The sequence below is a fragment of the Agromyces tropicus genome, assembly GCF_039531345.1.
Lineage (GTDB): Bacteria > Actinomycetota > Actinomycetes > Actinomycetales > Microbacteriaceae > Agromyces > Agromyces tropicus.
Genome location: NZ_BAAAPW010000009.1, coordinates 1 through 12,941, shown reverse-complemented (window position 1 = coordinate 12,941; position 12,941 = coordinate 1). Strand labels below are relative to the sequence as shown.

13 protein-coding genes are annotated in these 12,941 nt (G+C 72.9%); 10 read left to right on the top strand and 3 right to left on the bottom strand.

Going from position 1 to position 12,941, the window contains the following annotated elements; genetic code table 11:
* Positions 1-216 precede the first annotated feature (216 nt).
* From ABD230_RS19030 to ABD230_RS18995, 8 genes are all read left to right on the top strand, one after another.
* Positions 217-630 carry a DUF1801 domain-containing protein gene (locus ABD230_RS19030; protein WP_344378991.1) on the top strand — a complete coding sequence of 138 codons (414 nt, stop codon included), beginning with the start codon at positions 217-219 and terminating at the stop codon, positions 628-630.
* 267 nt (positions 631-897) lie between these two features.
* Positions 898-1,941: an N-acetyl-gamma-glutamyl-phosphate reductase gene (gene argC, locus ABD230_RS19025; protein WP_344378988.1), complete on the top strand. Its 1,044-nt coding sequence runs from the start codon at positions 898-900 to the stop codon at positions 1,939-1,941.
* Entirely contained in the window at positions 1,938-3,095 is a 1,158-nt protein-coding gene (gene argJ / locus ABD230_RS19020) for a bifunctional glutamate N-acetyltransferase/amino-acid acetyltransferase ArgJ (protein ID WP_344378986.1), read from the top strand. The genes argC and argJ overlap by 4 nt, the downstream gene beginning before the upstream one ends.
* 16 nt (positions 3,096-3,111) lie before the next feature.
* The gene (gene argB / locus ABD230_RS19015) at positions 3,112-4,101 is read left to right on the top strand and encodes an acetylglutamate kinase (RefSeq protein ID WP_344378983.1); all 990 of its coding nucleotides are present in this window, start codon (positions 3,112-3,114) and stop codon (positions 4,099-4,101) included.
* Positions 4,098-5,297 carry an acetylornithine transaminase gene (locus tag ABD230_RS19010; protein ID WP_344378980.1) on the top strand — a complete coding sequence of 400 codons (1,200 nt, stop codon included), beginning with the start codon at positions 4,098-4,100 and terminating at the stop codon, positions 5,295-5,297. The genes argB and ABD230_RS19010 overlap by 4 nt, the downstream gene beginning before the upstream one ends.
* Before the next feature lie 34 nt (positions 5,298-5,331).
* Positions 5,332-6,261 (top strand): ornithine carbamoyltransferase, encoded by a 930-nt coding sequence (argF, locus tag ABD230_RS19005; RefSeq protein ID WP_344378979.1) that lies wholly within the window; start codon positions 5,332-5,334, stop codon positions 6,259-6,261.
* A gap of 2 nt (positions 6,262-6,263) precedes the next feature.
* Entirely contained in the window at positions 6,264-7,697 is a 1,434-nt protein-coding gene (argH, locus tag ABD230_RS19000; protein ID WP_344378976.1) for an argininosuccinate lyase, read from the top strand.
* A gap of 13 nt (positions 7,698-7,710) precedes the next feature.
* On the top strand, positions 7,711-8,355 hold the full coding sequence (locus ABD230_RS18995; protein ID WP_344378974.1) for a DNA-3-methyladenine glycosylase: 645 nt from the start codon (positions 7,711-7,713) through the stop codon (positions 8,353-8,355).
* 72 nt (positions 8,356-8,427) lie between these two features.
* On the opposite strand, the gene ABD230_RS18990 is transcribed toward ABD230_RS18995, so the two are convergent.
* Positions 8,428-9,024 (bottom strand): hypothetical protein, encoded by a 597-nt coding sequence (locus tag ABD230_RS18990; RefSeq protein WP_344378972.1) that lies wholly within the window; start codon positions 9,022-9,024, stop codon positions 8,428-8,430.
* Positions 9,021-9,662, bottom strand: a complete 642-nt coding sequence (locus ABD230_RS18985) for a DNA-binding protein (RefSeq protein WP_344378970.1) — start codon at positions 9,660-9,662, stop codon at positions 9,021-9,023. Before ABD230_RS18985 ends, ABD230_RS18990 begins: the two co-directional genes overlap by 4 nt.
* A gap of 127 nt (positions 9,663-9,789) precedes the next feature.
* Here ABD230_RS18985 and tyrS point away from each other — a divergent pair, with 127 nt between their 5' ends.
* Positions 9,790-11,091, top strand: coding sequence for a tyrosine--tRNA ligase (gene tyrS / locus ABD230_RS18980; RefSeq protein ID WP_344378969.1), 1,302 nt, complete (start codon positions 9,790-9,792; stop codon positions 11,089-11,091).
* Positions 11,092-11,098: 7 nt separating this feature from the next.
* Positions 11,099-12,472 carry a CoA transferase gene (locus ABD230_RS18975; protein ID WP_344378966.1) on the top strand — a complete coding sequence of 458 codons (1,374 nt, stop codon included), beginning with the start codon at positions 11,099-11,101 and terminating at the stop codon, positions 12,470-12,472.
* Positions 12,473-12,738: 266 nt separating this feature from the next.
* On the opposite strand, the gene ABD230_RS18970 is transcribed toward ABD230_RS18975, so the two are convergent.
* Positions 12,739-12,941: hypothetical protein (locus ABD230_RS18970; protein WP_344378963.1), on the bottom strand; the 203-nt coding region annotated here is incomplete at its 5' end.

Here is a 12,941-nt window from a genome sequence, read left to right as displayed (position 1 = left end):
AGCGGTTCCTTGAACAGCTCCACTTCACAACCGGAGGTCTTCGCCTTTCAGCAGATCAGGGCCGTGTCCCGAAACAACGTCCTTGGACATCACAGCTAGTCGCACGTCCGCCTGCACGAGGGCGCCCGCCGGCACGACCGGCGGGCGTCCTCGCGGCATTCCGCCGTCCCTCGCGCGGGGTCTCCCGGCGGCCCGCCGGCGGCGGTACCGTGGAGCATGGCCGAACCGAAGACGAAGCCGACGGATGCCTCGGTGTCCGAGTTCCTCGAGGCGGTCGAACCCGCCGGTCGACGTGCGGACGGCTTGGAGCTGCGCGAGCTCTTCGACCGGGTCACCGACACCGACGGCGTGATGTGGGGACCGTCGATCGTCGGATACGGCCTGCAGCACTACCGCTACGCGACGGGTCGCGAGGGCGACTGGATGGTCGTCGGGTTCTCGCCGCGCAGGGCGTCGGTCTCGCTCTACGGCCTGCAGACGCCGGGTGCGGAGGAGCTCATCGATCGGCTCGGCAAGGTGAAGGTCGGTGCCGGCTGCCTCTGGATCGGCCGGCTCGACACGATCGACCGGCACGCGCTCGAGGCCCTGGTCGACCGCGCCTGGGTGATGGCCAGGGGCGACGAGGTCTGACCGGCGCGCCCCTGCCGCGCCCGTCGTCGCCGCAGCCGGCGTCATCGGTCGTCCCTCGATTGGCGGTGGGCGCGGCGTCCCGATATGGTCGCTGCATGTCCACCGTCCGGCCCGCCGACCTCGCACGCGTCTCGCGTGCCGTCGTGCTGCGCGGCCGACGTCGGGGCGGGCGCCGAATCCAGGCGACCCCCGCGACGGCCTGAGCCTGCCGTCCCGGGCGTCGCCGGAGCCGTAACCCCTCCTCGAACAGCCCATAAGGTGGATTCCATGACGTTTACCGTCGCCGTCTCCGGCGCGTCCGGCTATGCGGGCGGCGAACTGCTGCGCCTGCTCGCCGACCATCCCGATTTCGACGTGCGGACCGTGACCGCGCACTCCAACGCCGGCCAGCCGCTCACCGCGGTGCAGCCGCACCTGCGCAGCTACACGCACCTCACGCTCAAGGAGACCTCGCCCGCGACCCTCGCCGGGCACGACGTGGTCTTCCTCGCCCTGCCGCACGGCGCCTCGGGCGCGATCGCGGCCGAGCTGTCCGCCGACACCCTCGTCATCGACTGCGGCGCCGACCACCGGCTCGAGGAGGCCGACGACTGGGCGGCGTTCTACGGCGGCGACTTCCACGGCGCGTGGGAGTACGGCGTCCCGGAGCTGCCGCGGCTGTCCAGCACGCAGCGCTCGCGGCTGGCCGGCACGCGCCGGATCGCCGCCCCGGGCTGCAACGCGTCGACCGTCGCGCTCTCGCTCGCGCCAGGCATCCGCGCCGGCGTCATCGAGGACGCCGACCTCGTCTCGGTGCTCGCGGTGGGGCCGTCCGGCGCGGGTCGCGCGCTGAAGGCGCACCTGCTCGGCTCCGAGATCCTCGGCTCCGCGAACCCGTATGCCGTCGGCGGCACGCACCGCCACATCCCCGAGATCCAGCAGGCGCTCCGCTGGGCAGGCGCGGCCTCGCCGACGATCTCCTTCACGCCCGTGATCGTGCCGATGTCGCGCGGCATCCTCGCCACCTCCACGGCCCGCATCGTGCCCGGGACGGATGCCGCGGCGGTCCGGTCGGCCTGGGAGGACGCGTACGCGGGGGAGCCGTTCGTGCAGCTGCTGCCCGAGGGGCAGTTCCCGCGGACGGCCGACGTGCTCGGCGCGAACACGGCGCTCATCGGCCTCGCCGTCGACGAGGCGGCGGGCCGCGTCGTCGTGGTCACCGCGGTCGACAACCTCGTCAAGGGCACCGCAGGTGCCGCCATCCAGTCCGCGAACATCGCCCTCGGCCTCGCCGAGGCGACCGGACTCCCCGTGAACGGAGTCGCACCGTGAGCGTCACCGCACCTTCCGGATTCGAGGCCGCCGGCATCGCCGCCGGGATCAAGCGTTCCGGGGCACTCGACCTCGCCGTGATCGTGAACCGCGGCCCGCTCGCGAGCGGGGCGGCCGTCTTCACGTCCAACCGGGCGAAGGCGAACCCCATCCTGTGGTCCGAGCAGGTGGTCCGCGACGGCACCGTCGCGGCGATCGTGCTGAACTCCGGCGGAGCGAACTGCTTCACCGGCCCCGAGGGCTTCCAGGTCACCCACCGCACCGCCGAGGCCGCGGCATCCGCCCTCGAGGTCGCCGCGGGCGACGTGCTGGTCTGCTCGACCGGCCTCATCGGCGAGCAGCTCGACGGCGAGGTGCTCGAGGAGGGCGTCCTGTCGGCGGTCAACCGGCTGTCTGCCGACGAGGCGGCGGGCGACGACGCGGCGCGGGCCATCATGACGACCGACTCGCGACCGAAGACCGTCGAGGTCGTCGTCGACGGCTGGCGCATCGGCGGCATGGCCAAGGGCGCCGGCATGCTCGCGCCGGGCCTCGCGACCATGCTCGTCGTGCTCACGACCGACGCCGTGGTCGACGCGGAGGGGCTCGACGCCGCGCTGCGACGCGCGACGCGCGTCACGTTCGACCGGCTGGACTCGGACGGTTGCATGTCGACCAACGACCAGGTCACCGTGATGGCCTCGGGCGCCTCGGGCGTCGAGCCCGATCCCGAGACGTTCGCGGACGCGCTGACGACCGCGTGCGCCGACCTCGCGCTCCAGCTGCAGTCCGACGCCGAGGGCGCGAGCCACGACATCGCGATCGAGGTCCGCGGTGCGGTCACCGAGGACGACGCGGTCGAGGTCGGCCGCTCGGTGGCGCGCAACAACCTCTTCAAGGCCGCGATCTTCGGCAACGACCCCAACTGGGGCCGCGTGCTCGCGGCGATCGGCACGACCTCCGCCGACTTCGACCCGTACCTCGTCGACGTCACGATGAACGGGGTCCGGGTGTGCCACGCCGGTCGCCCGGACCGGCCGCGCGACGAGGTGGACCTGACGCCGCGTGCGACGCACGTGGTCGTGGAGCTGCACGCGGGCGAGGAGACGGCCACGATCCGCACGAACGACCTCACGCACGACTACGTGCACGAGAACAGCGCGTACTCGAGCTGACATGGACGAGGAGCAGATGACTTCGGACCCCGACCCCGACCCGGACGCCGGCAGCGACGGAGCGGACGACAGCGATGCACGCAGCGACGCGGCCGTCGCGGCGCGCAAGGCCGCCACGCTCATCGAGGCGCTGCCCTGGCTGAAGCGCTTCCACGGCGAGACGATCGTCGTGAAGTTCGGCGGCAACGCGATGGTCAGCCCCGAGCTGCAGCGCGCCTTCGCCGAGGACATGGTCTACCTCCGCTACGCCGGCATCCGCCCGGTCGTCGTGCACGGCGGCGGCCCGCAGATCTCGTCGATGCTCGACCGGCTCGGCATCGCCAGCGAGTTCCGCGGCGGCTACCGGGTCACGACGCCCGAGACGATGGACGTCGTCCGGATGGTGCTCTCGGGGCAGGTCAACCGTGAGCTGGTCAGCCTCGTCAACGAGCACGGTCCGCTCGCGGCCGGGCTCTCCGGCGAGGACGCGGGCCTGTTCCGCGGCCGCCGTCGCGGCGCCCTCGTCGACGGCGTCGAGGTCGACCTCGGGCTCGTCGGCGACGTCGTCGAGGTCGACCCGGAGGCGGTGCTCGCCCAGGTGGACGCCGGCCGTATCCCGGTGGTCTCCTCGATCGCCCCCGACATCGACCGACCCGGCCAGTCCCTCAACGTGAACGCCGACTCGGCGGCCGCCTCGCTCGCGGTCGCCCTCGGCGCCGCGAAGCTCGTGATCCTGACCGACGTCGCCGGCCTCTACCGCGACTGGCCGAACCGCGACTCGCTCGTGTCCGAGATCGACGTCGCGGAGCTCGAGGCGCTGCTGCCGTCGCTGCAGTCCGGGATGATCCCGAAGATGACGGCGTGCCTCGAGGCCGTCGCCGGCGGTGTGCCGAAGGCGGCGATCATCGACGGCCGCGTCCCGCACTCGATCCTGCTCGAGATCTTCACCAGGCAGGGGATCGGCACCGAGGTCGTGGCGATGTCGGATGCCGCAGCGACGGCGGATGCCGCGGGAGCGACGTCGTGACCGGCTCGAACGACTGGCGCGACCACTACGCGCACCGGATGATGCGCACGCTCGGCGCGCCGCTGGCGCGGCTCGAACGCGGCGAGGGCGCGTGGGTCTGGGACGACGAGGGCACGCGCTACCTCGACTTCCTGGCCGGCATCGCGGTCAACTCCCTCGGGCACGCGCACCCGGTGTTCGTCGAGGCGGTCTCCCGCCAGGCGGCGACGCTCGCCCACGTCTCGAACTACTTCGCCACGCGGCCGACCATGGAGCTCGCCGACCGGCTGACCCGGCTGTCGGGCGCCGGCGACGCGGGTCGCGTGTGGTTCGGCAACTCGGGCGCCGAAGCCAACGAGGCGGCGTTCAAGCTCGCCCGGCGCAACAACTCCGGCGGCGCGCGCACGCGCGTGCTCGCCCTCGTCGACGCCTTCCACGGCCGCACCATGGGCTCGCTCGCACTCACCGGCAAGCCCGCGATGCGCGACGGCTTCGAACCGCTCCCGGGCGGCGTGACGCACCTGCCCTCGACCGTCGAGGCGCTCGAGGCGGCGATGGACGACTCGGTCGCCGCGCTCATCCTCGAGCCCATCAAGGGCGAGGCCGGCGTGCTCGAGCTGCCCCCGGGGTACCTCGAGGCGGCGCGCGAGCTGACCCGTCGCCATGGCGCGCTCCTCATCGTCGACGAGATCCAGACCGGCGCCGGGCGCACCGGCGAGTGGTTCGCCTACCAGCACGCGGGCATCCTGCCCGACGCGATCACGGTCGCGAAGGGGATCGGCGGCGGCATCCCCATCGGCGGCCTCGTGACGTTCGGCCACGCGTCCGACCTCTTCTCCAAGGGCCAGCACGGCTCGACCTTCGGCGGCAACCCGCTCGCGACCTCGGTCGCGGGCGCCGTGCTCGACGAGATCGAAGGCGCCGACCTCGTCGGCAACGCCGCGCGCCGCGGCATCCAGCTGCGCGAGCGCGTGGAGGGCCTCGGGTCACCGCTCGTGGCCGGCGTCCGCGGACGCGGCCTGCTCGTCGGCGTCGCCCTCGCCGAGCCCGTCGCCGGCCACGTCTCCGCGGCCGCGATGGAGGCCGGCCTCATCGTGAACGCCGCCAACGACTCGACGATCCGCATCGCGCCGCCGCTCACCATCGGCGACGCCGAGCTCGACGAGTTCCAGGACCGATTCGGCCGAGCGCTCGCCGCCGTCGCCGACACCCTCTGACCACCCCCGCTCGCCCCGCGCAGAACGGAGCCCCATGACCCGCCACTTCCTCCGGGACGACGACATCACGCCCGCGGAGCAGGCCGAGATCCTCGACCTCGCCGAGCGACTGAAGGCCGACCGCTGGTCGCAGACCCCGCTCGCCGGCCCGCAGACCGTCGCCGTCATCTTCGACAAGTCCTCGACCCGCACCCGCGTCTCGTTCGCGGTCGGCATCGCCGACCTGGGCGGCTCGCCGCTCATCATCTCGACCGCGAACAGCCAGTTGGGCGGCAAGGAGACCCCGTCCGACACGGCCCGCGTGCTCGAGCGCATGGTGTCGGCGATCGTCTGGCGCACCTACGCGCAGGCCGGCCTCGTCGAGATGGCCGAGGGCACGACCGTGCCCGTCGTGAACGCCCTGTCGGACGACTTCCACCCCTGCCAGCTCCTCGCCGACCTGCTCACGATCCGCGAGCACAAGGGCTCGCTCGCCGGGCTCACGGTCGCCTTCCTCGGCGACGGCGCGTCGAACATGGCGCAGTCCTACGTGCTCGCCGGCGCGACCGCCGGAATGCACGTGCGCGTCGCCTCGCCCGAGGAGTTCGCGCCCGCGGCATCCGTCGTCGCCGACGCCGACCGCATCGCCGAGACGACGGGCGGCTCGGTCGCCCTCTACACCGACGCGGCCGAGGCCGCTGCCGGGGCCGACGTCGTCGTCACCGACACGTGGGTCTCCATGGGCAAGGAGGACGAGAAGGCGCACCGCGTCGCGACCTTCGGCGCCTACGCCGTCGACGCCGAGACGATGGCGCTCGCCAAGCCCGACGCGGTCTTCCTGCACTGCCTGCCCGCCGACCGCGGCTACGAGGTCACCGCGGACGTCATCGACGGACCGCAGTCGATCATCTGGGACGAGGCGGAGAACCGGCTGCACGCGCAGAAGGCGCTGCTCGTGTGGCTCCTGGCACGGAAGGACGCGTGAGCATGGCGGACCAGCACGGCACGAACGAGGGCTCGCTCTGGGGCGCCCGCTTCACCGGCGGCCCGTCGCCGGAGCTGCAGCGGCTGTCGAAGTCGACGCACTTCGACTGGCAGCTCGCCCCGTACGACCTCGCCGGCTCGCGCGCGCACGCCCGCGCGCTCGCCGCGGCCGTGTACCTCGACGAGGCGGAGCTGACGCGCATGCTCGTCGGCCTCGACGCGCTCGAGGCGAAGGTCGTCTCGGGCGAGCTCGTCGCCGCGGACTCCGACGAGGACGTGCACGGCGCCCTCGAGGCGGCGCTCATCGACGAGGTCGGCGCCGAGCTGGGCGGAAAGCTGCGCGCGGGCCGCAGCCGGAACGACCAGATCGCGACCCTCGTGCGGCTGTACCTGAAAGACCACGCGGTCACGATCGGCCGCATGCTCGTGCACCTGATCGACGCGCTCTCGGCGCAGGCCGACGCCCACCGCACGGCGATCATGCCCGGGCGCACCCATCTGCAGCACGCCCAGCCCGTGCTGCTCGCGCACCACCTGCTGGCCCACGGCTGGGCGCTGTCCCGCGACCTCGAGCGCCTCGTCGACTGGATGAAGCGCGCCGACGTGTCGCCGTACGGCGGCGGTGCGCTCGCCGGGTCGACGCTCGGGCTGGACGCGGCATCCGTCGCCCGCGACCTCGGGCTCGCGCACCCGGCCGAGAACTCGATCGACGGCACCGCGAGCCGCGACGTGGTCGCCGAGTTCGCGTTCGTGGCCGCGATGATCGGCATCGACCTCTCCCGCATCTCGGAGGAGGTCATCCTCTGGAACACGCGCGAGTTCGGCTTCGTCACGCTCGACGACGCGTACTCGACGGGCTCGTCGATCATGCCGCAGAAGAAGAACCCCGACATCGCCGAGCTCGCGCGCGGCAAGTCGGGGCGCCTCGTCGGCAACCTGACGGGGCTGCTCGCGACGCTCAAGGCCCTGCCGCTCGCGTACAACCGCGATCTGCAGGAGGACAAGGAACCGGTCTTCGACTCGGTCGAGACCCTGGAGGTGCTCCTGCCGGCATTCACCGGCATGATCGCGACGCTGACCTTCCACGTCGAGCGGATGGCCGAGCTCGCGCCCGCCGGGTTCTCGCTCGCGACCGACGTGGCCGAGTGGCTGGTCAAGCGCCGGGTCCCGTTCCGCGACGCGCACGAGATCACGGGCGCCCTCGTCCGGTACGCGGAGGAGCACGGGCTCGAGCTGCACGAGGTCGACGACGAGGCGCTGCTGGGGATCTCGCGCCACCTGCGCCCCGAGGTCCGCGAGGTGCTCACGATCGAGGGGTCCGTCGCGAGCCGCGACGGCATCGGCGGCACGGCGCCCGCCCGCGTCGACGCGCAGTTCGCCGCGCTCGCCGACCGGGTGCGGCACCTCGTGACGAGCCTGCCGGGAGCGGACAACTGACGGTCGGCGCCGCATGATCGAGGACGAGCGGATGCCGCGGCCGGCGGCCGGGCTCCGGGTCCCCGAGCGCGCGTGGTTCCGGCGGGACCCGGTGTCGCTCGCCCCGCAGCTGCTGGGCGCGGTGCTCGCGTTCGAGGCGGACGACGGGCGCGTCGCCGTCCGGCTCTCCGAGGTCGAGGCCTACCGCGGCGTCGGCGTCGACCCGGGCTCGCACGCGTTCCGGGGGCGCACGCCGCGCAACGCGGTCATGTTCGGCGAAGGCGGGCGACTCTACGCGTACTTCACCTACGGCATGCACGTGTGCCTCAACGTCGTCGCCGAGGCGCCGGGCACGTCGGGCGGAATCCTGCTGCGCGGCGGCACGGTCGTCGACGGCGTCGCGCTCGCGCAGGCGCGGCGCCCGCGGTCGACCGAGCGCGATCTCGCCAGGGGACCGGCTCGCCTCGCGCAGGCGCTCGGGGTGCCGCTGACCGCGAACGGCGCCGACCTGCTCGCCCCGCCGTTCTCGCTCGAGGTGCCGGTGGATCCGCTGCCGTACGCGACCGGGCCGCGCACCGGGGTCAGCGGGCCGGGCGGCGCGGCGGGGTACCCGTGGCGCTTCTGGCTCCCGGGAGATCCCGGCGTCTCGCCCTACCGGCGGCATCCGCGGTCGCACTGAGCGGATGCCGCGGCGTCCGCATGGCCGCGGCGGCCCGCAGTGGCGCCCGACCGCCTCCGTCGTGCGGGAGGGTCAGCGCACGGCGAGGTGGACGGCGAGGGCGGCGGCGCACGCCCAGATGAGGCTCGCGAAGGTGCCGATGATGAACCGCTCCCGCGCCTCGGGCGCGTCGAGCTCGGTGAACCGGCCGACGCCCTTGACGGCCACGACGATGGCCAGGCCCTCGGGGAAGCCCGCGATGATCGTGCCCGCCGCGGCGAGCCGTTCGAGGACGCCGATCGTGAGGCCGCCGCGCAGGACCTCCCGCCGGGCGGGGACCACGCCGGGTGCGGCGGGTTCGTCGGAGCGGACGGGGACGAGGATGCCGCCGTGCGCACCGGGCGGCGTGCTGGAGCCCATGGCGAGCTGCAGCGCGGTCGCCGCGGCCGGGCTGCCGCCGAAGACGGCGACCACCATGCCGAGCAGGCCCGCGAGCGGTGCCGCGACGGCGGGCACGTCGTCCGGCACGGTCGACGCCGCGACGATCGCGAGGCCGAGGGAGCCGGCGGCCGACCACAGCGGGGTCGGGCGCGGCCGGAGGTAGGCGAGGACGGAGAGGACCGCCGCGGCGGCGAGGGCGCCGACGATCACCACCCATCCCACGACCGACATCGCTGCGACGACGTTCACGTGGTCCTCCGCATCTGTCCCGGGTTCGGGTCCGGGGTCGCGTCGAGCATAGCGACGAGTCGCACGAGCGCCGGGCGCGCATCGGCGTCGGCGGACCACATCGCGGTGCGCAGCCGCTGGCTGACCGCGGCGTCCGAGATGCCGAGCCGCTCGGCGGCGTCCTTCTGCGATCGCCCGTCGCGCACGAGGTCGACGGCCTCCCAGCCCTGAGCGGTGCGGCGGTCGCGGAGCAGCAGGAGGAGGCGCGCGATCGCCTCGACGTCGTCCGGCGGCACCGGGACGGCGTCGGAGGAGGGCGCGCGGAGCGCGAAGCGGGCGTCGGCGCGCTTCGCGGCCTCGACCGCCTCGCGCGCGGCGAAGAAGGCCTCGCCGGTCGCCTTGCGCACGGCATCGGGCAGCGGTTCGCGGACCTCGCCGACGCCGAGGCCGATGCTCCAGTGGCCGTCGCGGGCGAGCTCGAGGATCACGTCGACCGCCGCCTCGGCATCGGCGGTGAGCAGCTGGAGCTCGTCTCCGGCCGTCTGGTCGACCGGGAGGCGGAGCACGTCGCCGAACCGCTCCTGCAGGTGGTCGCGCATGGCTTCGGAGCGGTCGACGTCGGTGCGGCTGTCGACCTGGTCGGCGGTGACGACGTACATCGCGACTCCGTCCTTGATGAAGGGTTCAGGCTTCAGGATCAGTGTTGAAGTCTACAGGCTTCAATCCGTCGAATCAAGGCTGACGCATGCGACTGCGGGTCGAGGGCCCGCTGCTAGCCTTGCTGTCGTGTCCGACCCAGCGATCCTCGCCACGCAGCAGAACGACCCCTCGTTCGACGACGTCTGGGAGGAGCTCCGCTGGCGCGGACTCGTCCACGTCTCGACCGACGAGTCGAGCCTGAAGGAACTCCTCGCCGGCGGGCCGATCACGTACTACTGCGGGTTCGACCCGACCGCGCCCAGCCTGCACCTCGGCAACCTCGTGCAGATCCTGACGCTCCGCCGGCTGCAGCTGGCCGGGCACCACCCGCTCGGCCTCGTGGGCGGCTCGACCGGCCTCATCGGCGACCCCCGCCCGACGGCGGAGCGCACGCTCAACACGAAGGAGACGGTCGCCGAGTGGGTCGGCCGGCTCCGCGCGCAGGTCAGTCGGTTCCTCTCGGGCGAGGGCGAGAACGCCGTCCGCATGGTGAACAACCTCGACTGGACCGAGGGCCTGTCGGCCATCGACTTCCTCCGCGACATCGGCAAGCACTACCGCGTGGGCACCATGCTGAAGAAGGACGCGGTCGCCTCGCGCCTGAACTCCGAGGCCGGCATCAGCTACACCGAGTTCAGCTACCAGATCCTGCAAGGGTTCGACTACCTCGAGCTCTACCGCCAGTACGGCTGCGTGCTGCAGACCGGCGGCAGCGACCAGTGGGGCAACCTCACGAGCGGCACCGACCTCATCCACCGCGTCGAGGGCGTGCACGTGCACGCGATCGGCACGCCGCTCATCACGAACTCCGACGGCACGAAGTTCGGCAAGAGCGAGGGCAACGCCATCTGGCTCGACGCCGAGATGTGCAGCCCGTACCGCTTCTACCAGTTCTGGCTCAACGCCGACGACGCCGACGTGATCGACCGCCTCAAGGTCTTCACCTTCCTCTCGCGCGAGCGCATCGAGGAGCTGGAGCGGAAGGTCGCCGAGGAGCCCTTCCGCCGCGAGGCGCAGAGGGTCCTGGCGCACGAGGTCACGACCCTCGTCCACGGACCGGAGGCCACGGCCGCCGTCATCGCGGCATCCGAGGCGCTCTTCGGGCGTGGCGAGCTCGCCGGGCTCGACCACGGCACGCTCGAGGCGGCGTTGCGGGAACTGCCCCACACGGAGGCTGCGGCGGATGCCACGGTCGTGCAGCTGCTCGTCGACACGGGCCTCGTCTCCAGCCTGAGCGAGGGCCGCCGGGCGATCGCCCAGGGCGGCGTGTCGGTCGACAACGTGCGCGTCGAGGACGACGCCGCGACCATCGGCGACCGCGCGGGCAACGGCGGCATGGCCGTGCTCCGTCGTGGGAAGAAGACGCTCTCGGGCGTCTTCGTGCGATAGGCCGACCGTGACGCGCGAGGCGGCCGACCGGCTCCTCGCTCGCGTCTGGACGGAGCTCGATCGCGACGCCGGGGAGCTCGACGCGCTCGCGCCACTGCCCGATGCGCCGCTGCCCGCGCACGTCGACGTGTCGGCCCTCGCCGTCGCGTCGGTCGCCGCGGCGAGCCTCGCGGGCTGGGCGCGCACCGCGTCGCCGCGGTCGATCCGACTGGACGGGCCGCGCATCGCGGCGGCGTTCCAGAGCGAACGGGTGGCCCGCTTCGACGGCGTCGCGCCCGACGTCTGGTCGCCGCTGTCGGGCTTCCGACGGGCGCGCGACGGCTGGGTGCGCACCCACGGGAACTACCCGCACCATGCGGCGGCGCTCCGTCGCGTGCTCGGGTTCGCGCCGGACGCGTCACCCACCCCCGACGACGTCGATGCAGCCGTCGCGACCTGGGCGGCGGACGACCTCGCCGAGGCCGTGACCGGGGCCGGCGGCATGTGCGTCGCCGTGGCGCCGGAGGATCCGGCAGCGGATGCCGCGTGGCGACGGCGTCCGCTGGTGGAGGTCGCCCGCCTCGACGACACGGACCCGACGGGCACCCGCCGGTCGGGCTCCGCACCCGCGCCGCTCTCCGGCGTCCGCGTGCTCGACCTCACCCGCGTGATCGCCGGGCCGGTCGCGACGCGCACGCTCGCCCTGCTCGGAGCGGAGGTGCTCCGGGTCGATCCGCCGGAGCCCGCCGAGATCGGCTGGCAGCACCTCGAGGGCGGCCCGGGCAAGCGCACCACGCTGCTCGACCTTCGGCAGGCTCCGGACGCCCAGCGCTTCGAGCACCTGCTCGGCCGGGCCGACGTCGTGGTGCTCGGCTACCGCCCGGCGGCGCTCGAGCGGCTCGGGCTCGATCCCGCACGGCTCGCCGAGCGACGGCCGGGCCTCGTCGTCGCCCAGCTGTCCGCCTGGGGGTTCGACGCGGAGGCGGGGGAGCGCGGCGGGTTCGACAGCCTCGTGCAGGCGTCCTCAGGCATCGCCGTCGTCGAGGGGGACCGCGATCGACCGGGCGCATTGCCCGCCCAGGCGCTCGACCACGCGACCGGATACCTGCTCGCGGCGGCGGTGACCTCGCTGCTCGAGCGCCGGTCGGCGGAGGGCGGCGCCTGGCTCGCGCGGATGTCGCTGCGCCGCACTGCGGCGGAACTGCTGGGGATGCCCCGCACCGCGCAGCCGGCACCGCCCGGACTCGACGTGGACGCCCGCGAGGCCCTGGCCGTGAACCTGTCCGGCCCCGCGGGAACGCAGCGCCTGGCGGCGCCCGCGATCGCAGCACCGGGCGGTCCCACGGCATGGTGCGAGGCGCCCCGGCCGTGGGGCTCGGATCCGCCCGAATGGGCCCGATGAGGCGCGACACGCCCGGGATGCAGTGCCGAGTTGCGGGAGGGCCCGGCGCTACGTAGAGTATTCATTCGTTGCCCCAAAGGAGCGAGTGAAGCGAGAAGCTCCACCTCCTCAAGCGGCACGATCCCGAACCCCCTGATCCTCGTGGTCCCGGGGTTCGAAGCATCCGGACCGGTCCCACGGGATCCCCGGGTGAATGACGAACATCGCTTCGGATGATCGACTCGCCACGAGCGGTCGTGAACCGGGTGCGTCCGTTCCTTGAGAACTCAACAGCGTGCACTATGTTCAATGCCATTTTTTTGAACCCCGTCCCGCTCCGTTTTGGGGTGGGCGGTGATTTCTTTGATTGATGGACAATTTGATTTTTTGAAGTCAGTTGTTTCTCTGTCAGTGATTGAACTTGACCTTCCTTTCGGGGTTGGTTGAACCATTTTTTTTGGAGAGTTTGATCCTGGCTCAGGACGAACGC